Annotated in this window: 17 protein-coding genes; 8 read left to right on the top strand and 9 right to left on the bottom strand. The window is 38.8% G+C overall.

The annotated features are described in order from the left end of the window. Positions 1–8: 8 nt before the first annotated feature. The 5 genes from glgX to glnS all read right to left on the bottom strand — a co-directional run bounded on the left by glgX (position 9) and on the right by glnS (position 8,550). Positions 9–1,985: a glycogen debranching protein GlgX gene (glgX, locus tag C3V42_RS08270; protein WP_106014249.1), complete on the bottom strand. Its 1,977-nt coding sequence runs from the start codon at positions 1,983–1,985 to the stop codon at positions 9–11. 3 nt (positions 1,986–1,988) lie between these two features. Then, a complete protein-coding gene (gene glgB, locus C3V42_RS08265; RefSeq protein WP_106014248.1) occupies positions 1,989–4,178 on the bottom strand; it encodes a 1,4-alpha-glucan branching protein GlgB in 2,190 nt (729 codons plus the stop codon). Positions 4,179–4,187: 9 nt separating this feature from the next. Next, positions 4,188–6,278, bottom strand: coding sequence for a 4-alpha-glucanotransferase (gene malQ, locus C3V42_RS08260; protein ID WP_164994240.1), 2,091 nt, complete (start codon positions 6,276–6,278; stop codon positions 4,188–4,190). A gap of 70 nt (positions 6,279–6,348) precedes the next feature. After that, complete coding sequence (locus C3V42_RS08255) at positions 6,349–6,801, bottom strand: YcgN family cysteine cluster protein (RefSeq protein ID WP_164994239.1); 453 nt, start codon at positions 6,799–6,801, stop codon at positions 6,349–6,351. A 78-nt stretch (positions 6,802–6,879) separates the two neighbouring features. Beyond that, entirely contained in the window at positions 6,880–8,550 is a 1,671-nt protein-coding gene (gene glnS, locus C3V42_RS08250) for a glutamine--tRNA ligase (RefSeq protein ID WP_106014245.1), read from the bottom strand. 221 nt (positions 8,551–8,771) lie between these two features. Here glnS and C3V42_RS08245 point away from each other — a divergent pair, with 221 nt between their 5' ends. The 4 genes from C3V42_RS08245 to C3V42_RS08230 all read left to right on the top strand — a co-directional run bounded on the left by C3V42_RS08245 (position 8,772) and on the right by C3V42_RS08230 (position 14,070). Next, on the top strand, positions 8,772–9,956 hold the full coding sequence (locus C3V42_RS08245) for an efflux RND transporter periplasmic adaptor subunit (protein WP_106014244.1): 1,185 nt from the start codon (positions 8,772–8,774) through the stop codon (positions 9,954–9,956). Positions 9,957–9,974: 18 nt separating this feature from the next. Continuing rightward, entirely contained in the window at positions 9,975–11,906 is a 1,932-nt protein-coding gene (locus C3V42_RS08240; protein ID WP_106014243.1) for a MacB family efflux pump subunit, read from the top strand. A gap of 76 nt (positions 11,907–11,982) precedes the next feature. Beyond that, on the top strand, positions 11,983–13,350 hold the full coding sequence (locus tag C3V42_RS08235; RefSeq protein ID WP_106014242.1) for a TolC family protein: 1,368 nt from the start codon (positions 11,983–11,985) through the stop codon (positions 13,348–13,350). Between the two features lie 90 nt (positions 13,351–13,440). After that, positions 13,441–14,070 carry a histidine phosphatase family protein gene (locus tag C3V42_RS08230; RefSeq protein WP_106014241.1) on the top strand — a complete coding sequence of 210 codons (630 nt, stop codon included), beginning with the start codon at positions 13,441–13,443 and terminating at the stop codon, positions 14,068–14,070. Positions 14,071–14,238: 168 nt separating this feature from the next. Here C3V42_RS08230 and pepT read toward each other — a convergent pair whose 3' ends face one another. Beyond that, entirely contained in the window at positions 14,239–15,477 is a 1,239-nt protein-coding gene (pepT, locus tag C3V42_RS08225; RefSeq protein WP_106014240.1) for a peptidase T, read from the bottom strand. 296 nt (positions 15,478–15,773) lie between these two features. Here pepT and potA point away from each other — a divergent pair, with 296 nt between their 5' ends. The 4 genes from potA to C3V42_RS08205 all read left to right on the top strand — a co-directional run bounded on the left by potA (position 15,774) and on the right by C3V42_RS08205 (position 19,717). Continuing rightward, on the top strand, positions 15,774–16,892 hold the full coding sequence (gene potA / locus C3V42_RS08220) for a spermidine/putrescine ABC transporter ATP-binding protein PotA (protein ID WP_164994238.1): 1,119 nt from the start codon (positions 15,774–15,776) through the stop codon (positions 16,890–16,892). Then, the gene (potB, locus tag C3V42_RS08215) at positions 16,876–17,736 is read left to right on the top strand and encodes a spermidine/putrescine ABC transporter permease PotB (protein ID WP_005638601.1); all 861 of its coding nucleotides are present in this window, start codon (positions 16,876–16,878) and stop codon (positions 17,734–17,736) included. Before potA ends, potB begins: the two co-directional genes overlap by 17 nt. Further along, positions 17,736–18,506 (top strand): spermidine/putrescine ABC transporter permease PotC, encoded by a 771-nt coding sequence (gene potC, locus C3V42_RS08210; RefSeq protein ID WP_005628794.1) that lies wholly within the window; start codon positions 17,736–17,738, stop codon positions 18,504–18,506. Before potB ends, potC begins: the two co-directional genes overlap by 1 nt. Positions 18,507–18,634: 128 nt before the next feature. Further along, positions 18,635–19,717, top strand: a complete 1,083-nt coding sequence (locus tag C3V42_RS08205; RefSeq protein ID WP_005628174.1) for an extracellular solute-binding protein — start codon at positions 18,635–18,637, stop codon at positions 19,715–19,717. A 48-nt stretch (positions 19,718–19,765) separates the two neighbouring features. Here C3V42_RS08205 and C3V42_RS08200 read toward each other — a convergent pair whose 3' ends face one another. Genes C3V42_RS08200 through pheT form a run of 3 tightly spaced genes read right to left on the bottom strand, consistent with a single transcriptional unit; the run spans position 19,766 to position 22,983 of the window. Next, complete coding sequence (locus tag C3V42_RS08200; protein ID WP_106014239.1) at positions 19,766–20,251, bottom strand: NlpC/P60 family protein; 486 nt, start codon at positions 20,249–20,251, stop codon at positions 19,766–19,768. A 52-nt stretch (positions 20,252–20,303) separates the two neighbouring features. After that, positions 20,304–20,594: an integration host factor subunit alpha gene (locus tag C3V42_RS08195; protein ID WP_106014238.1), complete on the bottom strand. Its 291-nt coding sequence runs from the start codon at positions 20,592–20,594 to the stop codon at positions 20,304–20,306. Between the two features lies 1 nt (position 20,595). Continuing rightward, the gene (gene pheT, locus C3V42_RS08190; RefSeq protein WP_106014237.1) at positions 20,596–22,983 is read right to left on the bottom strand and encodes a phenylalanine--tRNA ligase subunit beta; all 2,388 of its coding nucleotides are present in this window, start codon (positions 22,981–22,983) and stop codon (positions 20,596–20,598) included. Position 22,984: the final 1 nt, after the last annotated feature.

Genomic DNA, 22,984 nt, shown 5'->3' with positions numbered 1-22,984 from the left:
TCTTATAGTTATTCGTCACTCAGCATACAAAAGCCCATTGAGCTAAGCTCAGCTTGTTGTGCATCGAGGGTTAAATTATGTGTGCCGATTTGAGGTGTCCATTTTCCATCGGGTAAATGAAAAACCTGTCCTTCGGCTTTGGCATTAATCAATAAAAGACAATGCTTATCTAAAACTACTTGTAATGCTTTGGTTTGTTGATTTTGCCAATCGTCAACTGTCATCTGATTACCGTGAATGTTAAGCCATTGCACATTGTCACCTGACCACCATTGATTCCGATTTAAACTACCAATTTGCTTACGCGCCGCAATCGTTTGCTTGGTAAATTCAAATAATTCCTTGTTAAAATTTGCCCATTTCAGCCAAGTAATTTCGTTATCTTGGCAATAGGCATTATTGTTACCATATTGAGTGTTACCGAACTCATCGCCCGCCAAAAGCATAGGCGTGCCATTCGCCAGCAATAAACTCATTAATAATCCGCTTTGTGCAAAAGTGCGGTTATTTTCCACCGCACTTTTTTGCGGTTCAGAAAGGGATTCAGTAGAACCTTCTACCCCATGGTTATAACTGTAATTTTCGTTGCGACCATCACGATTTTCTTCGCCATTCGCTTCGTTATGTTTTTGGTTATAACTCACCAAATCCTGCATGACGAAACCATCATGGGCGGTAATAAAATTAAGCGTCGTATGTGGCAAGCGATCATTTTTCTTAAATAAATCGCTAGAACCTGCAAAGCGTTCTGCAAATGCGCCGATTTCACCACTTTTCCATAACCAAAAACGGCAAAGATCATCACGAAAACGATCATTCCATTCCGCAAAGTAATTTGGGAAATTTCCTACTTGATAACCGTAATGTCCGATATCCCAAGGCTCTGCAATCAATTTAATATTTTGTAAACTTGGCTCATTTTTTATGTCAGTAAAAAGCTGAGCTTGTGCATTAAAATCTGGTGTATCACGCCCAAGCACAGAGGCTAAATCAAATCGAAAACCATCAATATGACACTGTTCAGCCCAATAACGTAAACAATCTACGACCCATTTTCGCCCTACATCAGAGGATAAATTGAGCATATTGCCGCAGCCTGTCCAATTGATATAACGCCCTTGATCGTTGCGCCAATAGTAAGTTTGATCATCAATACCACGCTGGCAGAATGTTGGGTAAGTTTGCTCTGATTCTGCAGAATGGTTAAATACCACGTCTAAAATAACTTCAATACCCGCTTTGTGAAACGCCTTCACCATCGATTTAAATTCAGCTAATGGATTATTTGTTGCCGCATATTTAGGTTCGACCGCAAACATCGCTAAGGGATTGTATCCCCAATAATTTTGTAAGCCTCGTGCCTGTAAGTGCGGTTCATTTATATGGAAATTTACAGGCAGCAATTCCACAGCAGTCACACCTAATTCTTTTAAATAAGCTAAATTAATAGGATGACTTAAGCCCGCATAGGTACCCCGTAATTCAGCGGGAATCTTGTCGTTAAGTTGGCTAAAACCTTTGACATGCAATTCATACACAATGGTTTCAGCCCAAGGCGTATTGGGTGCGGTATCATTTTCCCAATCAAAATCTTCAGAAATAATCACCGCTCTTGGCGCAATATGAGCATTATCGCGATGATCATTCATTAAAAACCAAGAACGACTTTCTTCGGTAGTTAGATCCGGTTTACCATTCACCGCTTTCGCATAAGGATCGAGCATTAATTTATTCGGATTGGCATGTTCACCATGAATGCGGAATCCATATTCTGTCCCAACCTCTACGCTTGCTACAGCTAAATGCCATACATTATTTGTGCGAACCATAGGAAAGCGCGTTTCCTTATCGCCATCAAACAGACAAAGTTCAACCCCACTCGCTGCAGCAGAAAACAGTGCAAAATTAGTCACCTTCACGCCATTCTCGGTGAATATTAAATAGCCCATTGGTGCTGGTTTGCCGTTGTTATAAATCGTAAACATATCTTACAAATTGTATTTCAAATAAACTGTCGCCAACGGTGGAATAGAAATCGAAATAGAATTTTCTCGTCCATGGCTTTCAATTTCTTCACTTGTTACATAGCCAAAATTGCCCACGTTGGAGCCCTGATAATACATAGAATCAGTATTCAAAATTTCTTCATAAGTGCCTGCAACATTTACCCCAATACGGTAATTATAGCGTGGCACAGGTGTGAAGTTACTGATGACAATAATGCGCTCTCCATTTGAGCTTCGACGCTCAAAAGCAAATACAGAATTTGCCGCATCATCAACGACAAGCCAATCAAAGCCTTCAGGTGAATAATCCAGTTCAAAGAGCGGTGAGTTTTCTCGGTAAATATGATTCAAGTCTTTTACTAATTTCAATACGCCTTTATGCCAGCCACCACCGATATTTTCATCAAGCAAAAACCAGTCCAAACTTTCTTCGTAATTCCACTCACGACCTTGAGCAAATTCATTGCCCATAAAGAGCAATTTTTTACCCGGGTGCCCCCATATATAGCCGTAGTAAGCACGTAAGTTCGCAAATTTTTGCCATGCATCACCTGGCATTTTATCGAGAAGCGAATATTTGCCATGCACCACTTCATCATGTGAAAGTGGTAGCACAAAATTTTCACTGTATTGATACATCATCCCAAAAGTCATTTTATTGTGATGATATTGGCGGTAAATTGGGTCAAGCTGCATATAGGCGAGCGTATCGTTCATCCAGCCCATATTCCATTTAAAATTAAATCCCAATCCACCATTTTCACTCGGGTGAGTCACACCAGCAAAAGAGGTAGATTCCTCCGCAATAGAAATAGCACCGGCCATTTCGCTGTGAATTTTCCAGTTGGTATGTTTTAAAAATTCAATAGCTTCTAAGTTTTCACGTCCGCCATATTGATTTGGAATCCACTCACCTTCTGCACGGCTGTAATCGCGGTAAATCATCGAAGCCACGGCATCCACGCGAATACCATCTACACCAAAGCGTTCAAGCCAATACAGTGCATTACTGGATAAGAAATTTTTGACCTCATTACGCCCATAGTTATAAATCAAGGTATTCCAATCTTGATGATAACCTTCGCGAGGGTCAGCGTGTTCGTAAAGAGCCGTGCCATCAAAAGCACTCAAGCCGTGAGTATCACTTGGGAAATGACCTGGCACCCAATCTAAAACCACATTAATTCCCGCATCATGTGCGCGTTTTACTAAACGGCGGAATGCCTCGGGTGAACCAAAGCGACTGGTGGGCGAATAAAGTCCGAGTGGTTGATAGCCCCAAGAACCATCAAATGGAAATTCAGAAAGCGGTAAAAATTCTATATGGGTGAAGCCCATATCTTTTACATAAGGAATTAATTCATCAGCAATTTGATCGTAATCTAGCCAAAAATTATTTTCTAAATTACGACGCCAAGATCCTAAATGTACTTCATAAATGGAAATCGGTTGATTCGCTTGATTTGCTTGACGACGTTGTTCCGTCATTTCCACCACATTTGGCAATGCACTCACTTGCGATGCTGTATCAGGGCGAAGTTGCGAACTAAAGGCAAATGGATCGGCTTTCAAACGAAGATTGCCATAGCAATCAATTAATTCAAACTTATAGAGCTGTCCTAAACTGGCTTTGGGTAAAAAGAGCTCCCAAACACCACTTTTTAGATGAAAACGCATAGGATGACGACGACCATCCCAGTAATTGAAATCACCCACAATAGAAACGCGTCTGGCATTCGGTGCCCACAAGCGGAAATTCACCCCACTCACACCATCACATTCCATAAAATGCGCACCAAGCACTTCATATGGACGAAGCATAGAACCTTCAGAAAGTAGCCATTGTTCTAAATCATCAATCATAGGATGAAAACGATAAGGATCTTCGACTATTTGCGATTCATTGCCCCAAAAAACCTGTAATTGATAAGCAAAAAAATGACGACAATTTGGAATAACACCAACAAAAAAGCCACGCTCATCGACACAATCCAGTTCCGTTATTTCTTTACCACTTTCACGCTCAATAACTACCACTCGATTGGCATCTGGCAATAACGTACGGATTTCAATTCCTCGCTCAGTTTCGTGCATACCAAGCGTAGCAAAAGGATCGCCATTGCTCGCATCAAAAAAACCATCAATAATTGCTTGTGTTACTGCGGTTGTCATATTTACTCCTTATACATTTCGCCCTTGGTTAATTTGCACAAAGAACGTTTTTAAAGCTTCATTGCTAAAAATAAACTCTAACGGTTGAGAAAGTTTCTTACACCAGTTTGGGTATTCATTTGAGGTGCCCGGCAAATTAAAACTGATTTCTTGGCTAAGTAAATTTTCTAATTGCACACCAATCAATCGGCTATTACTTTCCGCTAAATAATGATGGATCATTCGGTTTAAATGATCGTGCATCGCCATAGAAAGCGCATCACCTTCATAATGCGGTGGTAAATAATTATCACGATGTAAACTATTTAATAAGGATTGTTTATCAACAACGCGCTGATCGTATTTTTGCTTGAGCACTTCCCCATTCAGAATACTGAGTTGATTAAATAATTCTAAATCACGGCAATGCCAAAAACTTTGTAATGAGGGAACATCATGCGTGCCAATGGTGGCATAAGCATTTCGAGGATAATCAGATATAAGAGGAAATTCGCCATTTCGTTGGGCAAAATACAATACAAAATAAGAGAAAATTTGAAACTCGTTTAATTTCCACCGCACTTCATCAGGCACGGTGCCGAGATCTTCACCAATAATTAAACATTCATTACGTACACTTTCAATGGCAAGAATCGCCATTAATTCATCAAAAGGATAATGAACATAAGCGCCATCAGCCGCGGTTTTTCCTTCCGGAATCCACCACAAACGGAATAAGCCCATAACATGATCGATGCGTAGCACACCGAAATATTGCATATTGGCACGTAGCATATCGATAAATGGTGCAAAGCCACGTGTTTTTAGCACGGTTGGATTATAAGGTGGCAAATTCCAATTTTGTCCGACAGGGCCTAAGGGATCAGGTGGCGCACCAATAGAGGCATTTACACAATATAAATCAGGATCGCTCCATACATCAGCACTACCACGAGAACTATTCACCGCTAAATCGCCATAAATGCCCAACTTCATACCAGATTGTTTACAAAGATTTTGTAATGCGGAAAGTTGTTCTTCCGTGAGCCATTGCAACCAAGCAAAAAATTGGATTTGCTCATGGTTTGTTTTTAATAGGGCTTTTCTTTTTGCTGCACTTAAATGTTGCCATTCCTTACGCCAGCCAAGCCAACCGATGCTATTTTCTTCTGCTTGATGATCGGCGTGTTCTTGTAAATCTAATACATTAAATAACCCCTGTAACAACAAAGGTTCACCTTTGTTTTTTAAATAATCAGCAAAGATTTTTCGACGTGTCACAATTTCAGCGGATTGACTACGTTGAAAGAAATCAAACAGGGATTCAAGTGCGGTTAATTTTAAAGCCAATATTGAAGAATAATCGACGCAATCACTTTCACGCAAAGCACCAATTTTTGCTTGAATATCCTCACGCTTAAACCAATTTTGCACTGAACGGCAACGCTTAAATTCTGGTAACGCTGGAATCGCTAAATATAAAAAATTCAACCAACGACGAGAGGATGAACTATAAGGGCTCGCCCAGTTTGGCACAGCTGGATATGGCAAATGTAATGGATTAATTCCCACATAATCCGCACCTTGTTTTGCACTTTGTTCGATCAAATAGGCTAAATCACCAAAATCGCCAATGCCCCAGTTTTGTTCTGAGCGTAAACTGTAAAGTTGCACATTCACGCCCCACACTTTTTTATTTTTTAATACGGGTGGTTGAAACGCTGTTTTAGGAGAAATAAGTAAACGAACACGGTACTGTTCAGTATCGGAAAAAATAGATAATTGATAATAGCCAAAAGGAAGTGGAGGCAAGGAAAGTGCGGATAAATTTGAAAGTGTTTTTTCTACCAGAATAGCATTAGATTCATCAATCAGCTGATAACGATATTCACTGGCAGGCGGCAAATCTAGACGATTGAGTCGATAATCAATCGGTTCATTTTCAAATGCTGCCAGTACATCATCAAACTGTCCTTTCGCTTTTGGCGGAGGCTGCAAAAGCTCAACAAAAGTTGAAACCGTCTTTTCATCTGCGAAAATAAGATGTCCATCAATATCATAATGAGAAAGCGCGATACCGCATTTTTCTGCTTTTTGTTTGAGAGAATCCGAGATTTGCATAGACACCACATGACAACTGTATAACTCTTGTTAGGGATTATAACCAAGCTGAAAGTGATGACAACCGGCTTTATTTAAAAGTGTGATCTTCGTCAATAATAAATTCAAACCAATCAATCACATCGCGTTCATGCACACCATTTTTGATTAAAACATCAGCATTTTTCAAGGAATCTGAATGACCAGAAATGAGTGGATGCCATTCAGGGAGTGTTTTTCCTTCATAAAGCAAACGATAGGCACAAGTATCAGGCAACCAATGAAAATCAGGTAAATTCTTTTTAGTGAGTTTGGTGCAGTCGGTTTCAATTTTAAAACGCTCTGAATAATTACCGCACTTTCCTGTTTCAACATCTAAAAGGTTGCAAGCAATTCTGGTGTAATAGAGTTTTTGGCGTTTACCTCGCCCTTGAATATATTTGCGATAACAGCATTTGCCGCAGCCATCACATAAGGATTCCCATTCAGATTCGGTCATTTCAAGCAGGGATTTTGTTTGCCAAAAATTAGGTTCAAGTTGCATACTGGATTGCATGGTAGATACAAATAAAAAGTGCGGTCAAAATCACATTTTTTTTTGACCGCACTTGGTTGATTAAAATTAGAAGCCTTCTTTTAAGCTTACTGTTAAGTTAAATACCAAATGTTCAGGACGGCTATCTTTACTATCTGCACAGAAATAACCTTCACGTTCAAATTGATAACCTTTCTCTGCTTCTGCCGCAGCCAAGCTTTGTTCTACAAAACCATGTTTTACCACGAGAGAATGCGGATTTAACACGCTTTCAATATCATCTTCAGCACCTGGATTTGGTACGGTAAATAAGCGATCATACAAACGGAATTCAGCTGGGTGATTACGTGCTGCAGAAACCCAGTGAATAACACCTTTGACTTTACGACCATCAGCAGGATTTTTACCTAAAGTTTCAGGATCGTAAGTACAGAAGATCGTGCTAATTTCACCATTTGCATCTTTTTCGACACGTTCAGCTTTAATCACGTAAGCATTACGTAAACGTACTTCTTTACCTAATACTAAGCGTTTATATTGTTTGTTCGCTTCCTCACGGAAGTCTGCGCGATCAATATATAGCTCTTTCGTAAACGGTAATTGACGCTCACCTAATTCAGGACGATTTGGGTGATTTGGTGCCGTTAAGGTTTCTTCGCCTTCAAAGTTTTCAATCACGACACGAACAGGATCAATCACTGCCATTGCGCGTGGTGCATTTTCGTTTAAATCTTCACGAATACAGGCTTCAAGCGCAGAATATTCCACCACGTTATCTTGTTTAGTCACACCAATACGACGACAGAATTCACGTAACGAAGCCGGTGTATAACCGCGACGGCGTAAACCAGAAATCGTTGGCATACGCGGATCGTTCCAACCATCCACAATGCCTTCATTCACTAATTTCAATAATTTACGTTTAGACGTTAACGTGCCTTCTAAATTTAAACGAGAGAATTCATATTGATGCGGTAATGGACGCTCAATACTGATATTTTCCAACACCCAATCATATAAACGACGGTTATCTTGGAATTCTAATGTACAGATTGAATGAGTGATACGTTCGATTGCATCAGAAATACAGTGGGTGAAATCGTACATTGGATAAATGCACCACTTATCACCTGTTTGATGATGGCTAGCGAATTTAATACGATAAATTACTGGATCACGCATGACCATAAATGGCGATGCCATATCAATTTTTGCACGTAAACTTGCTTTACCCTCTGCAAACTCACCGTTCTTCATTTTTTCAAATAAAGCTAAGTTTTCTTCAATAGTGCGGTCACGATATGGGCTGTTTTTACCAGGCTCGGTTAACGTACCACGATATTCACGCATTTCTTCTGGAGAAAGCTCATCTACATAGGCCAAGCCTTTTTTAATTAATTCAATCGCATAGCCATAAAGCGCATCGAAGTAATCAGATGCATAACGCGGTTCGCCTTCCCATTTGAAACCTAACCATTCCACGTCAGCTTTGATGGAATCCACATATTCCACATCTTCTTTCACCGGATTGGTATCGTCAAAACGTAGGTTACATAAACCTTGATATTCTTTGGCTAAGCCAAAGTTTAAACAAATAGATTTCGCATGACCGATATGTAAATAGCCGTTCGGCTCAGGCGGAAAACGGGTATGAACGCTTTTATGTTTACCCGAAGCTAAATCTTCATCAATAATTTGGGTAATAAAATTGTGAGTGCGAGTATTTTCTGCACTTTCTAGAATTTCTGTATTGCTCATAACTTTCTCATAAATAGAAAAAATAATTTGCCATTCTATACGAAAAGCAAGGCTTTGTGAATTTGATCGCTAAACTAACCGCACTTTGATTAAATTAATACTGAATCTTTTAGGATTTTTAGGTCTAACTTGAAGATTTTTCGTGCAAACTGAAAAGTTTACCTTTAGAATAAACCTTTACTGAACAAACGTTCATTTTTATTTAGGATAACAAAGTCTTTATGAAAAAACGCTTTTTTATTTTACTCGGATTACTCGTCGCTGCTGGTGCAGCTTATTATTTTTTCTCAAGCAATAACAAACAAGAAACCACCTATCTGACGGAATCCGTTACCCGTGGCAATGTGGAAAAAACCGTTGTCGCTTCTGGTTCGGTTGAAAGCGTGAATGAAGTTGATGTCGGCGCCCAGGCTTCGGGTAAAATCACCAAACTCTATGTCAAACTAGGGCAAGAAATCAAAAAAGGCGAAATGATCGCAGACATTGATTCTACAACCCAAATTAATACCCTAAATACTAAAAAGGCTGCATTGGTGAGCTATCAAGCACAATTAAGAGCGAAGAAAACCGCTTATGATGTTGCCCTTTCAAGCTATAACCGCCTATCAAAACTTTATACACAAAAAGCGACATCTTTAGATAATGTGAATACGGCTAAAAGCACTCTTGATAATGCAAAAGCTGAAGTGGAAGCAGTTGAAGCCAATATCAAACAAGCTGAAATTGAAGTGAATACCGCAGAAACCAATGTGGGCTACACCAAAATCACCGCTCCAATGGATGGTACCGTTATTTCTGTGCCTGTTTCAGAAGGTCAAACCGTTAATGCCAACCAAACGACACCAACAATTGTAACCATTGCCGATTTAAGCAAAATGAAAATTAAACCTGAAATTTCAGAAGGCGACATTACCAAAGTTAAAGCCGGCCAAAAAGTGAGCTTTACGATTTTATCGGATAGCCAAACCCTGTATCACTCTGTCATTGATTCTGTTGATCCAGCCAATACCACGACAACAGATAGTTCTTCAACATCATCTTCGACAAGTTCAAGCAATAGTAATTCCACAACCAGTGCCATTTACTATTACGCTAATGTATTGATTGATAACCCTGATCGAACATTACGTATCGGAATGACGACAGAAAACAACATCAAAATTGCCAATGCGAAAGACGTGTTATTGGTTTCCAATATGGCGATTCAAAAACGTGATGGCAAAAGCTTTGTTAATGTATTGAATGACAAAAATCAACCTGAACAGCGTGAAGTTGAAACCGGTGTACAAAATGATTTCCACACTGAAATCAAATCTGGTTTAAACGAAGGTGAAAAAGTTATCGTGTCACAAGTGGCCAATGGTGAAAAAGTAGGCTCTATGCCTCGTGGTCCAAGAATGTTCTAAAAGTGCGGTAGAAAATTAATGAATATTATTGAAATTAAGGATCTCAACCGTTACTTCGGTGAAGGCGAAAATCGTGTTCATATTTTGAAGAATGTCTCTTTAAATATTGAAAAAGGCGATTTCGTCGCGATTATTGGGCAATCTGGTTCCGGTAAATCAACCTTGATGAACATCATCGGGTGTTTGGATACTGCCACCAGTGGTTCTTACAAAATCAATGGCAAAGAAACCATTGAATTAAGCAAAGATCAGCTGTCAGATTTACGTAGCCAAAAATTCGGCTTTATTTTCCAACGCTATAACTTATTGTCGAGCTTGACCGCAGCAGAAAACGTCGCCTTGCCTGCAATTTATGCGGGGATGTCCCAAGAAAAACGTCTTTCTCGTGCGAAACAACTTTTAGAAAAATTAGGTTTAGGCGATAAATGGCAAAATAAACCAAGCCAGCTTTCTGGTGGTCAGCAACAACGTGTGAGTATTGCGCGTGCATTGATGAATGGCGGTGAAATTATTTTAGCTGATGAACCCACTGGCGCATTGGATTCTCAAAGCGGTCAAAATGTGATGGAAATTCTGCGTCAATTACACGCAGAAGGCCATACTATTATTATGGTAACTCACGACCGAGAAATTGCCGCCAGTGCGAATCGCGTGATTGAAATTAAAGACGGCGAAATCATTGGCGATACGCAAAAAGAAGCGGTAAAAAGTACGGTCGAAAATCCAACCAAATCTAAACCGCACTTTGGGTTCAGCAAAGATCAATTTGTTGAAGCCTTTCGTATGTCTGTGAGTGCAATTATTGCCCACAAAATGCGTTCTCTTTTAACCATGCTCGGGATTATTATCGGGATTACTTCTGTGGTTTCCGTCGTGGCATTGGGAAATGGTTCTCAACAAAAAATCTTGGCTAACATTAAAGGCATTGGTACAAGTACCATGACCATCTTTAATGGTACTGGTTTTGGTGATCGTCGTGCTGAACAGATGCAGAACCTTACAATTAATGATGCCACTGCTTTAAATCAACAAAGCTATGTACAAAGTGTCACACCAAATAGCTCATCAAGTGGCACATTAATTTATGGTAACCAGACTTTCTCTTCAACCAGTTTAAAAGGTGTAGGCGAACAATATTTTGATGTAGATGGATTAAAACTAAAATCCGGTAATTTATTTTCTGCTCAAGATGTGGCTGATAACAATCAAGTAGCCTTAATCGATGAAAGTGCGAAAAAGTCGATTTTCCCGGATGAAAATCCTATCGGCAAAATTGTGATGTTTAATAAACGTCCATTACGTATTATTGGTGTGGTATCTGATAAACAAATGGGCGGAGCAAGCAGTTCACTTAATCTGTATGCACCTTACACCACCGTGATGAATCGTATTTCGGGTAGCAAAAAAATTGGTTCGATTACCGTTAAAGTTGATGATTCAGTGAATACGACTGTCGCTGAAAAAGGAATTACTGAATTGCTCACTATGCGTCATGGTAAAAAAGATTTCTTTATCATGAATAGCGATACCATTAAACAAACTATTGAAAGCACAACAGGCACGATGAAATTACTCATTTCCTCTATCGCCTTTATTTCATTAATCGTTGGTGGGATTGGGGTGATGAATATTATGTTGGTCTCCGTAACAGAGCGAACCAAAGAAATTGGTTTGCGCATGGCTATTGGGGCAAGACAATTCAATATTCTGCAACAATTTTTAATTGAAGCCGTTCTGATTTGTTTAATTGGCGGTGTGACGGGTATTCTACTTTCAGGCTTAATCGGTCTGCTATTTAACGTATTTATGACTGACTTTACGATGGCATTCTCAACGGGCTCAATTGTTGCTGCAGTGGTCTTCTCGACCTTGATTGGTGTGATCTTCGGTTATATGCCGGCAAAACGCGCAGCACAATTAGATCCAATTACAGCTCTTGCAAGAGAATAAAGACATTTTGTAAAACACAAAAGTGCGGTTAAAATCATCCGCACTTTCCACTCATTTTCGTAAGAAGGAAAACTCAATGTTTAAAATGAAAAATATGACGCTTGCTTTGTTGATGTCTGGTGCATTAGTGGGATGTACCAATATTGGCGATTCTTATCAAGCTAGCCTTGAAGATTACAAGCAATATGAAGAAATTACCAAGCAATATAATGTAAAAGAAAATTGGTGGTCATTGTATAACGATGCGCAATTAAATCGCGTCGTAGAACAAGCTTTAATAAACAATAAAGATTTAGCTAAAGCAGCAGTGGCGGTAAACCGTGCGCTTTATAGTGCAAATTTAGTGGGCGCAAATTTAGTGCCTGCGTTTAATGGTTCAACTTCATCTGCGGCACAACGTCGAGTTGACACAAGTGCAAACTCTGCCATTTCACACAAAGGTTCTTTAAATGTGAGCTATACATTAGATCTTTGGCAACGTTTAGCCAATGCCGCTGATGCTGCGGAATGGTCGCACAAAGCAAGCGCAGAAGACATGGAATCTGCTCGTTTATCATTAATCAATTCTGTAGTAACAACTTATTATCAAATTGCTTATTTAAATGATGCAATTAGCACAACCAACGAAACAATCAAATATTACACTGACATTGGTAATATTATGCAAACGCGTTTAGCCCAAGGTGTGGCTGATGGGGTCAGTGTTGATCAAGCGCAACAAGCAGTATTAACGGCGCGTAATAACAAATTAAATTTTGAAACCCAACGCAAAACGGCAGAACAAACCTTACGCAATCTGCTGAACTTAAAACCAAACGATACGTTAAATATCACATTCCCTCATATTATGAATGTGAAAACTGCTGGGGTGAATTTGAATGTTCCTGTATCTGTGATTGCAAATCGTCCTGATGTAAAAGCAGCACAATTCCGTTTAAGTAGTGCATTCAAAAATGCCAAAGCAACTCAAAAAAGTTGGTTCCCTGAAGTAAATTTAGGTGGAAGCCTATCGTCAACAGCAAGTACTGTTGGCACGGCGTTACACAATCCTGTGGCAGCTGGCACAGTAGGAATTAGCCTACCGTTCTTAAATTGGAACACCGTAAAATGGAACGTTAAAATTTCTGAAGCTGACTATGAAACTGCACGTTTAAATTACGAACAACGTATTACCACGGCTCTCAATAATGTGGATACCAACTACTTTGCCTTTACTCAAGCGCAAAGTACATTAAGTAATTTACAGCAAACCCATAGTTACAATCAGCGTATCACGCAATATTATCGAAATCGCTATAATGCTGGCGTGTCCGAATTACGCGAATGGTTAGTTGCAGCCAATACTGAAAAATCATCACAACTTGCGATTTTGAACGCGAAATATCAAGTGTTGCAAAGTGAAAATGCGGTATATAGCTCAATGGCGGGATATTACTCTCGTTAATAAAACCAAACATAGGGCGTTTTTAAGCGCCCTTTTTAATATTACATTCCTCACTTAAGGTATAAACCTTACCAATAAATATTCCTAAAAATGAAAAAACAACTGACCTTTTATTTTATTCGTCATGGCCGCACTGTTTGGAACGAACAAGGATTAATGCAAGGCAGTGGAGATTCTCCATTAACAGAAGAAGGCATTCAAAGTGCGGTAAAAACTGGGCAAGCTTTACAAAATGTCGATTTTATTGCGGCCTATTCGAGCTGTTTACAACGTACCATTGACACAGCCAATTATATTATTGGCGATCAAGACATTCCCTTATTCCAACATCGTGGATTAAATGAACATTATTTTGGTAGTTGGGAAGGAACAAATGTAGAATTGATCCGACCTTTGCCAGAATTCCAACAAATGATTAATGATCCTGCAAACTATAAAGCTGAATCGAATGGTGGAGAAACCTATGAAGAACTAGCCAAACGAGCTATCGCAGCACTACAAGACATCATTAAGGTTCATCAAGAAGGGAATATTTTAGTGGTATCGCATGGGCATACCTTGCGTCTATTAATTGCTTTACTCAATGGCGCAACTTGGCAAAATCACAGAGACAAAAACAAATCAGTATCTTTATTAAATACTGCTATTAGCATTATTCATTATGACAGTGAAAAAGGCTTTAGCCTTGAAAAACTAAATGACACAATGCATTTACAATAGATAAAAAAAGCCCCTAAATCATTAGGAGCATCAAAAAGGAATTTATGAATAAAATCTCTAAAGTTTAGCTTTATCAAAGGAATCTCGATAAAACAGGGTCATTATATTGACTAATCTAAAGAATAGCAAGAGAAATCTTTACATTTCTTTACAAATCTTTACGTTTCTTTACAGATCTTTACATTTCAGCATTTCGATAATTACTTGGACAGTCTTTTCCATGCCTCGTAAAGAAACCAACTCGTGTTTACTATGGAAATTATAGCCGCCAGTAAAAATATTCGGGCATGCTAAACCTTTAGATGCTAAAAATGCCCCATCTGTACCACCTCGAATCGGCTTATGACTTGGTTTAACCCCTACCGCTTTCATTGCTCGATCGGCAAGTTCAATTGATTGAGGAACATTTTTTACCACATCATACATATTTTGGTAGCTATCTTGAATGTCTAACTCAATAGGCTTTTTCAAACCTTTCTTAGCATTAAATTTTTCCACCTGACTTTTAATAAAAGCTTTTCTTTGTGCGAAATTCTGCTCATCAAAATCACGAATCAAATAAGTGAGCTCTACTTGCTCAATATCGCCAGAAAAATCTTCTAAATGATAAAAGCCCGCTTTCCCATCCGTTTTTTCTGGTACTTCATCAACAGGAAAAACTTGCTGAAATTCACAAGCTAAAGTCAGTGCATTCACTATTTTTCCTTTTGCGTAACCGGGATGAATACTCCGCCCAAAAAAACGCACTTTTGCCGTTGCAGCATTAAAGTTTTCGTATTCTAATTCCCCTACTTCTCCCCCATCAATGGTATATGCCCAATCACAGGAAAATTTTTCCATTGGGAAATAATGGATTCCCAAACCAATTTCTTCATCAGGCGTAAAAGCAACGCGAATATTGCAATGAGGAATATTTTCTTTTTGAAGAATGGAAAGTGCGGTCATAATTTCTGCAATTCCTGCTTTATTATCCGCCCCAAGCAAAGTCGTTCCATCGGCAACAATCAGAGTCTGCCCCACCAATTTTTGCATAAAAGAATAATAAACAGGGCTAATAAACTCCTCGCCAATACCTAATGCAATATCTCCGCCACGATATTGCTCTATCACTTCTGGGCGTACATTTTTACCACTACATTGCGGAGACGTATCAAGATGCGCAATTAAACCAATGGTTTTCGTTAAGTTAGGATCATTAGCGGGTAAAAATGCTGTTACCACCGCATATTTACTGACTTCAACATTCTCCAAACCAAGTTGGACTAATTCTTTTTGCAACTGCATGGCTAACTTCATTTGCCCGACAGAACTGGGAGAATGCTTCGCATGAGGTTTTGATTGGGTGTCAAAAGACACATAATGTAAAAATCGTTCTAAAAGTTCTGTTTTATCTGTTTGAGAAATCATATTCTCACTCCTTTTAAAAATATCTTTTTTAGTTTAACGAGAAAAATAGAAAACATCTTGATATATAACAATATTTATAAAATTAACGAAGTAAAATTCATCTAAAGTACGGTTAAATTTCTTGTTATTTTTATGAACGGCAGTTTTTTTACTTTCTAAGGTATTAAGTCCTTTTAATTATTAACAATTCACTATATCATAGGCGTCTATTTTTATATGTCGCCCCTGCAGTCTTGCAGGTTTTATTTCTACTCAGTACCAAATCATTGGTGAAATTAGGGAGAAAACCAAAGCTAGTGGAAAATCAGCTTCAAAACAAGCCTATTATTGAGCTTCGTTCAATCAAAAAATCCTATGGTTCTAACACCATTATTAACGATTTCAATCTTACAATTAATAACGGTGAATTTGTCACTATTCTCGGCCCTTCAGGCTGTGGTAAGACCACAGTTTTGCGCTTACTTGCAGGCTTAGAAGAATTGGATTCAGGTAGCATTATTTTAGACGGTGAAGATATCACCAATGTGCCAGCGGAAAAACGTCATATTAATACGGTATTCCAAAGCTATGCACTATTTCCACATATGACAATTTTTGAGAACGTGGCTTTTGGTTTGCGCATGCAAAAAGTACCAAACGACGAAATTAAACCGCGTGTTTTAGAAGCCTTGCGTATGGTACAGCTAGAAGAAATGGCAGATCGTAAGCCAACCCAACTTTCTGGCGGGCAACAACAACGTATTGCCATCGCTCGCGCCGTAGTAAATAAACCAAAAGTGTTGTTACTTGATGAGTCTTTATCTGCATTAGATTACAAATTGCGTAAACAAATGCAAAATGAACTCAAAATGTTACAACGTCAGCTTGGCATTACCTTTATTTTCGTCACCCACGATCAAGAAGAAGCAATTACAATGTCTGATCGCATCGTGTTGTTACGTAAAGGTAAAATTGCACAAGATGGTTCTCCACGTGAAATCTATGAAGATCCAGCTAACTTATTCGTTGCTCGTTTCATTGGTGAAATTAACGTATTTGAAGCGACTGTGATTGAACGTAAGTCTGAACAAGTTGTACTCGCGAATGTTGAAGGTCGAGTTTGTGATATTTACACAGATATGCCTGTTGAGAAAGATCAAAAACTTCAAGTACTACTTCGTCCTGAAGATATTGTGATTGAAGAATTAGATGAAAATGAACATTCTAAAGCAATTATTGGCCACATTGTTGACCGCACTTACAAAGGAATGACATTAGAATCAACGGTAGAATTTGATCATAATGGCATGCATGTACTTGTAAGTGAATTCTTTAACGAAGACGATCCACATATGGATCATAGCGTAGGTCAACGCGTAGGCATAACATGGCATGAAGGCTGGGAGGTTGTTCTCAACGATGAAGATAATCAATAATAAATTCCAGAAAATTACTGTTGCGATTATCTTCAGTTGGCTCATCTTCTTTGTGTTGATTCCAAACTTATTGGTATTCGCCGTAAGTTTTCTGACTAGAGACGGTAGCGACTTTTACGCTTTCCCAATCACCATTGAAAACTACACAAACTTATTTAATCCGCTTTATGCACAAGTTGTGTGGAATTCATTGTATATGTCGGGCATAGCTACCATTATTTGCTTATTAGTTGGCTATCCATTTGCTTTCATGATGAGCAAAATTAATCCTAAATATCGACCGCTCTTATTGTTCCTTGTAGTTTTACCATTCTGGACAAACTCATTGATCCGTATTTATGGAATGAAAGTGTTTCTCGGTGTGAAAGGTGTACTTAACACTATGTTGATGGACATGGGAATTTTGAGTGAACCCATTCGCATTTTGAATACAGAAATTGCGGTAATCATTGGCTTAGTTTATTTGCTATTGCCATTTATGATTTTGCCACTCTACTCTGCGATTGAGAAATTAGACGGTCGCTTATTAGAGGCAGCAAGAGATTTAGGCGCAAATGCATTCCAACGTTTCTTCCGTGTCATTTTACCACTAACCATGCCAGGCATTATCGCAGGATGTTTATTAGTGTTATTACCTGCAATGGGTATGTTCTACGTTGCAGACTTACTGGGCGGAGCAAAAGTATTGCTTGTTGGTAACGTAATTAAGAGCGAATTCTTAATTTCCCGTAACTGGCCATTTGGTTCTGCAATCAGTATTGGTTTAACTGTTCTAATGGCATTGTTGATTTTCGTGTACTACCGCGCGAATAAACTATTAAATAAGAAAGTGGAGTTAGAATAATGAGTCGTTTACTACGTAATGCATTTATGTTTGTGGTATACGCTTATTTGTATATCCCAATTATTATTTTGGTTACCAATTCCTTTAACGAAGATCGTTATGGTTTAAGTTGGAAAGGCTTTAGCTGGAACTGGTACGAGCGTTTATTTAATAACGATACCTTAATACAAGCTGCGATTCATTCAGTAACTATTGCATTTTTTGCGGCTACCCTAGCTACAATTGTAGGTGGATTAACTGCAATCGCACTTTATCGCTATCGATTCCGCGGTAAACAAGCGGTAAGCGGTATGTTATTTATCGTCATGATGTCACCAGATATTGTAATGGCAGTATCTTTACTTGCATTATTTATGGTTGTCGGTATTTCATTAGGTTTCTGGTCTTTATTACTGGCTCATGTGACCTTCTGTTTACCGTATGTGACCGTAACTATCTTCTCTCGCTTAAATGGCTTTGATTCTAGAATGTTAGAAGCGGCGAAAGACTTAGGTGCAAGCGAAGTGACTATTTTACGTAAAATTATCCTTCCTTTAGCATTACCTGCAGTTGTATCTGGTTGGTTATTAAGTTTTACTATTTCATTAGATGATGTTGTCGTTTCATCATTCGTCAGCGGTGTAAGCTATGAAATCTTACCATTGAGAATATTCTCCCTAGTGAAAACCGGTGTAACACCTGAAGTTAATGCTTTAGCAACGATTATGATCGTGCTTTCACTGGCTCTTGTCGTTTTAAGTCAGCTAATTACACGAAAAAATAACCATTAATAAACAAAAGGTTTCACAAACCTTTGAATTTAAAATAGAATACGCCTTGACGCACAATCAAGGCGTTTTTTTATGCCTGTCATTCGTCAGGTGGTTTTTTTACGACTCTTTACGGAGAACAAACAAAAATGAAAAAATTCGCAGGTTTAATTACTGCAGGCTTAGTAGCTGCAACTTTAACTGCTTGTAATGATAAAGATAGCAAAGCTGAAGCTGCAAAATCTCCGGCTACTGCCAATGACACTGTGTACCTCTACACATGGACTGAATATGTACCAGATGGTCTTTTAGATGAGTTTACTAAAGAAACAGGCATCAAAGTTATCGTTTCAAGCTTAGAATCAAACGAAACAATGTATGCAAAACTCAAAACTCAAGGTGCTGCTGGTGGCTATGATGTTATTGCACCATCTAACTACTTCGTCTCTAAAATGTCTAGAGAAGGCATGTTAATGGAGCTCGATCACAGCAAATTACCTGTTATTAAAGAATTAGATCCTGATTGGCTCAATAAACCTTATGATAAAGGTAACAAATACTCTCTTCCTCAATTATTAGGTGCACCAGGTATTGCATTCAATACCAACACTTATAAAGGAACTCAATTCACTTCTTGGGCTGACTTGTGGAAACCAGAATTTGCAAACAAAGTTCAATTATTAGACGATGCGCGCGAAGTATTCAACATCGCTTTATTGAAAATTGGTCAAGATCCAAATACTCAAGATCCAGCCATTATCAAACAAGCCTATGAAGAATTATTAAAACTACGTCCAAACGTACTTTCTTTCAATTCCGATAACCCTGCGAATTCTTTCATCTCAGGTGAAGTTGAAGTGGGTCAATTATGGAATGGTTCTGTACGTATTGCCAAAAAAGAAAAAGCACCTTTAGACATGGTATTTCCGAAAGAAGGCCCTGTACTTTGGGTTGATACTCTAGCAATTCCTAAAACTGCTAAAAACCCAGATGGTGCACATAAACTTATTAACTATATGTTAGGTGCTAAAGCTGCAGAAAAATTAACCTTAGCAATTGGCTATCCAACAGCTAACTTAGAAGCGAAAAAAGCATTACCAAAAGAAATCACTGAAGATCCAGCGATTTATCCACCAGCTGATGTATTAAAAAATAGCCACTGGCAAGATGACGTTGGCGATGCAATTCAATTCTATGAACAATATTATCAAGAATTAAAAGCAGCTAAATAATTCTAGTAAATACAAGTGCGGTTAAAACCGCACTTATACTTAAATCATCTAAATCCGTCTAACCTGCCAAAATGCCTTAGACCAATAAGGATTATTCATTGAAGAATAGACAACGCCCCCTTTGGTGGAAGCATGAAGGAATTTGTCTTCTTTTACATAAATTCCCACATGATAGCCATTAGGGCCTCGGCCGGTTTTAAAGAAAATTAAATCACCCGTTTGAATATCTTCTTTGCGGACATGTTTACCATAATTAGCTTGTTCAGTTGTACTTCTTGGCAAACGAAGATTAAAACGATCGAAGAAAGTTTTCTGCACAAAACCGGAACAATCTACGCCACGACGTGAGACACCGCCGAGCACATAAGGTGTACCCGCCCATTCATGTTGTTGTTCGCTCAACATGGCTATAGCCATAATCGGATCGCCGATTTGGCCTTTATAGTTCATCGTATAATCATCATTTTGAAAACTAGAACAAGCGAATAAAAACAACGAGGCAGTAGCGATTAAAAATGATTTATATACTTTCATACCTTTTCATATGAAAAGTGCGGTAGAAATTCACCGCACTTTTTGTTACTTACTATTTAGTTTTTTCCACACGAGCACGTAACTTTTGCCCTGGTTTAAATGTCACCACTCGGCGAGCAGAAACTGCCACTACATCTCCAGTTTTAGGATTACGTCCTGGACGTGAAGCTTTATTACGTAATTCAAAGTTACCAAACCCTGATAATTTTACATCATGACCAGATTCAAGTGATATCCGGACTTCCTCAAAAAAGTTTTCTACAACTTTTTTTGCTTCATTTTTAGGTAACTGGTATTTCTCAATTAAATTCTCAGTAATATCAATTTTAGTTATCGTAGCCATATTAATCCCTTAATTCAGCATTAAAGCGTTGTTTTACCTCCGCTAATACTGCTGAAATCACTGTATTAATTTCTTCATCTTCAAGTGTTTTTTCATTATCCTGGACAGTCAAGCTAATCGCTAAACTCTTATAGCCTTCAGAGACGCCCACACCTTGATATACATCGAACAAGTTCACTTGCACCAATTTTTCGCCACCTGCTTGTTTACATGCTGCGATCAATTCCCCTGCTGGTACGCTATCCGCGACGACTAAAGCTAAATCACGACGGTTTGCTGGGAATTTAGAAATTTCTTTTGCTTGCACCACATTACGTGCCGCAATTGCATTCCAAAGAATTTCAAATACAAAAGTTTTGCCATTTAAGCCAAGTTTTTGGCTAATAGATGGATGAATTGCACCAATAAAACCAATTTCTTGACCATCTAATTCAATAGCAGCAGATTGGCCAGGGTGTAATGCATCAAATTGTTTTGCAACAAAACGAACTCTATTACCACCTTCTGTTAAAGAAAGTACTGATTCTAAATCACCTTTAAGATCAAAGAAATCAACAGACTCTGCTTTACCTGCCCAATGTTCAGATTTTGCTGTTCCAGTAATCACCGCACTTAAAACAAATTCTTGACGCACGCCAAATTCAGCATTGTTATCTGGCACAAAACGTAATCCTGTTTCAAATAAACGAACACGAGATTGTTGGCGATTTTGGTTATACAGCACTGCACCTAATAAACCACTCATTAAAGACACGCGCATTGCGGACATTTCCACAGAAATTGGGTTTGGCAATACAAGTGCTTCTTGATGTGGATGTAATAAACTTTGAATTTTTGGATCCACAAAGCTATAAGTAATGGCTTCTTGATAATCTGCATCCACAAGTGCGGTCTTAATTCGAGCTAAATCTAAATCAGATTCTTTATGCTCACGCATGCGGAGATGCGCTAATGGCGCATTGTTTGGAATGCTGTTATAACCATAAATACGCGCCACTTCCTCAATTAAATCTTCTTCAATTTCAATATCAAAACGCCAGCTTGCAGAAGTTACCGTCCAAATATCATTAGCATAAGTAACATCGAAACCAAGACGATGGAAAATTTCTGTTACGCTTTCTGTTTCAATATGATGACCTAAAAGTGCATCTAATTTGCTACGGCGAAGTTGAACAGTATTAACTTTAGGAAGATGAGCTTCACTGCTTGCTTCACAAATCTCACCCGCTTCACCACCACAGGTTTCAAGCAATAATGCGGTTGCTCGTTCCATAGCTTTACGGGCTAATTCAAAATCCACACCACGCTCAAAACGGTGTGATGCATCAGTATGTAAACCATATTGTCTTGCACGGCCTGCAATCGCTAATGGAGCGAAAAATGCGGATTCTAAAATCACATCTTTCGTTTCGCTATTCACGCCACTCGTTGCACCACCAAAGATTCCTGCCATTGCTAAAGGACCATTTTGGTCGGCAATTAATAAAGTATTTAATTGAAGTTTTGCGGTTGAGCCATCTAATAATACTAATTCTTCACCTTCTTTTGCTAAACGAACTTGAACAGGTTGTGCAACTTTAGCCGCATCAAACGCATGCATTGGCTGACCAAGCTCAAGCAAAATATAGTTAGTAATATCAACAATAGGATCAATAGAACGAATACCACAACGACGCAATTTTTCTTGCATCCACATTGGCGATTCAGCCTTCACATTAACGTTTTTCACCACACGCAATAAATAACGCGGGCAGGCTTCAGGCGCTTGTAAATCAATTTGAACTTTATCAGAAATTGTTGCTGGCACTGCTTCAAAGTGCGGTTGATTTACTGGCTGTTTATTTATCACACCAATTTCACGCGCAATACCCGCAATGCTCAAACAATCCGCACGGTTTGGCGTTAAGCTAATTTCGATAGCATTGTCATTTAAACCTAAGTATTCGCGTAAATCTGTACCGATTGGTGCATCAAGTGGCAATTCAATAATACCGTCAGCTTCAACATCAATACCTAATTCAGAAAATGAACAAAGCATTCCTTCTGATGGTTGACCGCGTAATTTCGTTTTCTTAATTTTGAAATCGCCCGGTAATACCGCACCTTCTGTTGCGCAAGCGACTTTTAAGCCTTGACGACAATTTGGTGCGCCACACACGATGTCCAATAAACGATCACCGCCTACGTTCACCTTAGTTACACGTAATTTATCCGCATCTGGATGTTGTGCACACTCCACCACTTCACCAACAACGACACCATTAAATTTACCCGCAACGCTTTCCACGCCATCTACTTCTAAGCCAAGCATAGTGATTTGCTCGCATAATTGCTCGGTGGACACCGCAGGGTTCACCCATTCTCTTACCCACTGTTCACTAAATTTCATT

The sequence above is a fragment of the Haemophilus sp. oral taxon 036 genome (assembly GCF_002998595.1).
Taxonomy (GTDB): domain Bacteria; phylum Pseudomonadota; class Gammaproteobacteria; order Enterobacterales; family Pasteurellaceae; genus Haemophilus; species Haemophilus haemolyticus_K.
This window is presented reverse-complemented; position numbering and strand designations above follow the sequence as displayed.

What these genes read in the sequence shown, in the direction of transcription:
- glgX (WP_106014249.1), bottom strand. Translation starts at nt 1,985, where the DNA reads ATGTTTACGATTTATAACAACGGCAAACCAGCACCAATGGGCTATTTA.
- glgB (WP_106014248.1), bottom strand. Translation starts at nt 4,178, where the DNA reads ATGACAACCGCAGTAACACAAGCAATTATTGATGGTTTTTTTGATGCG.
- malQ (WP_164994240.1), bottom strand. Translation starts at nt 6,278, where the DNA reads ATGCAAATCTCGGATTCTCTCAAACAAAAAGCAGAAAAATGCGGTATC.
- C3V42_RS08255 (WP_164994239.1), bottom strand. Translation starts at nt 6,801, where the DNA reads ATGCAACTTGAACCTAATTTTTGGCAAACAAAATCCCTGCTTGAAATG.
- glnS (WP_106014245.1), bottom strand. Translation starts at nt 8,550, where the DNA reads ATGAGCAATACAGAAATTCTAGAAAGTGCAGAAAATACTCGCACTCAC.
- C3V42_RS08245 (WP_106014244.1), top strand. Translation starts at nt 8,772, where the DNA reads ATGAAAAAACGCTTTTTTATTTTACTCGGATTACTCGTCGCTGCTGGT.
- C3V42_RS08240 (WP_106014243.1), top strand. Translation starts at nt 9,975, where the DNA reads ATGAATATTATTGAAATTAAGGATCTCAACCGTTACTTCGGTGAAGGC.
- C3V42_RS08235 (WP_106014242.1), top strand. Translation starts at nt 11,983, where the DNA reads ATGTTTAAAATGAAAAATATGACGCTTGCTTTGTTGATGTCTGGTGCA.
- C3V42_RS08230 (WP_106014241.1), top strand. Translation starts at nt 13,441, where the DNA reads ATGAAAAAACAACTGACCTTTTATTTTATTCGTCATGGCCGCACTGTT.
- pepT (WP_106014240.1), bottom strand. Translation starts at nt 15,477, where the DNA reads ATGATTTCTCAAACAGATAAAACAGAACTTTTAGAACGATTTTTACAT.
- potB (WP_005638601.1), top strand. Translation starts at nt 16,876, where the DNA reads ATGAAGATAATCAATAATAAATTCCAGAAAATTACTGTTGCGATTATC.
- potC (WP_005628794.1), top strand. Translation starts at nt 17,736, where the DNA reads ATGAGTCGTTTACTACGTAATGCATTTATGTTTGTGGTATACGCTTAT.
- C3V42_RS08205 (WP_005628174.1), top strand. Translation starts at nt 18,635, where the DNA reads ATGAAAAAATTCGCAGGTTTAATTACTGCAGGCTTAGTAGCTGCAACT.
- C3V42_RS08200 (WP_106014239.1), bottom strand. Translation starts at nt 20,251, where the DNA reads ATGAAAGTATATAAATCATTTTTAATCGCTACTGCCTCGTTGTTTTTA.
- C3V42_RS08195 (WP_106014238.1), bottom strand. Translation starts at nt 20,594, where the DNA reads ATGGCTACGATAACTAAAATTGATATTACTGAGAATTTAATTGAGAAA.
- pheT (WP_106014237.1), bottom strand. Translation starts at nt 22,983, where the DNA reads ATGAAATTTAGTGAACAGTGGGTAAGAGAATGGGTGAACCCTGCGGTG.